Raw genomic sequence first — 1,332 nt, 5'->3', positions numbered from 1 at the left:
CTTCTACTATACGCTTATTTTTTAATAAAATTCACAAAAACAACAGATTGTTGCGCTTTCAGAAAAACCACGCTATGTTTATTTTTTAAACTACGGAAGGTCATAAAAATGAAAAACGCTATAAAACCCATCGTATTAGCAACATCACTTATTCTAGTTACAGCCTGTAATTCAACGGCTCCTATTAATAAAACAGCAACGACAGCCATAAACCAAGAAAAATTTAGCCAATTTCATCAGTACGATGAAAAATCAAATATCACCCTTGAGTACACTGACTACGGGCAAATATTAAATGCCTCGGTGATTGATTTAGGTATGTCAGACCGCTATCGCATTTCACAAAACACAACCAAAATTGGCACCCGGTTGTCGTCGAACCCAAAACCGTCGACTGCAACAGAAGCAAACCGCTTTTATTATGATTCGTACAAAAAGAATCCTCAGATGAAGCAAGACTTGCAAATAGTGCAAGAAAATATGGCCGACCTGCCAAACAAAATTAATTTAAGTAACTTACCAAAATCAGAGTTACTCGCTTACTGGCTCAATCTTTATAACGTGACGGTACTCAATGAGTTAGTGCAGCAGTACCCTGTTAAGAACCTGACCAAGTTATTAAATGAAGAGCCAAGTTTTTTTGATAAGCCACGCTTTAACTTTAACGGTAACCAGTATTCATTAAACGACATTGAGTACAACATTGTTGCACCGCTATTTAACAATGACCCGCTATTAATATATGGCTACTACCGTGGCTACATTGGCAGCCCAAATTTGCTTGACCACCCATATACAGCAAAAAATGTGTTTGCAGCCCTAACCACCAATGCAGTGCAATTTGTTAATTCAAACCGCGGTAGTGTGATAGGTAACCATAGCACTCGTGTTTCTTCTTTATACCTTGAAAAGAAAAACTATTTTCCTAACTTTGAAGAAGATTTGGCTGACCACCTTCAATCGTTAGTAATTCAAGAGCCAGATAAAGACCAAGTTGTAAAAAACCTCTCTTTTAGTATCGATAACTACGACATTACCGACATTCTAGGTACCGATGTTGAATATGGTGGAGGTAACGCGACTGTCGCCGATCCGAGTATAGTAGCAGATGGCTTTGATACTAACTTTGTTGCTTATGGTAAAAACTTAACCAAAGAAGTCGGCCATGTAAGCCCGTTACGCCGCGAGATTTTGCAAAAAATCACGCAAAAATACTATGAAGCAAATACTCGCGTTGAAATAAAAGACTTACCAGCTAAAGAGTCTGAAGATAAATAATATAAACCTAAAGCGGCTCGCTATGAGCCGCTTAAACTAACCACTTCCTACGAG

Annotated in this window: 1 protein-coding gene; it reads left to right on the top strand. The window is 38.2% G+C overall.

The genetic code is table 11. From position 1 onward, the window contains the following. The first annotated feature begins 108 nt into the window (after positions 1 to 108). Positions 109 to 1,278 carry a DUF547 domain-containing protein gene (locus L1D51_RS01285; protein WP_239962244.1) on the top strand — a complete coding sequence of 390 codons (1,170 nt, stop codon included), beginning with the start codon at positions 109 to 111 and terminating at the stop codon, positions 1,276 to 1,278. Positions 1,279 to 1,332 lie beyond the last annotated feature (54 nt).

The sequence above is a fragment of the Pseudoalteromonas shioyasakiensis genome (assembly GCF_022398475.1).
Classification (GTDB): Bacteria; Pseudomonadota; Gammaproteobacteria; order Enterobacterales; family Alteromonadaceae; genus Pseudoalteromonas.
Note: the sequence above shows the minus strand (reverse complement) of the source record. Positions and strands in the feature narration are given on the sequence as shown.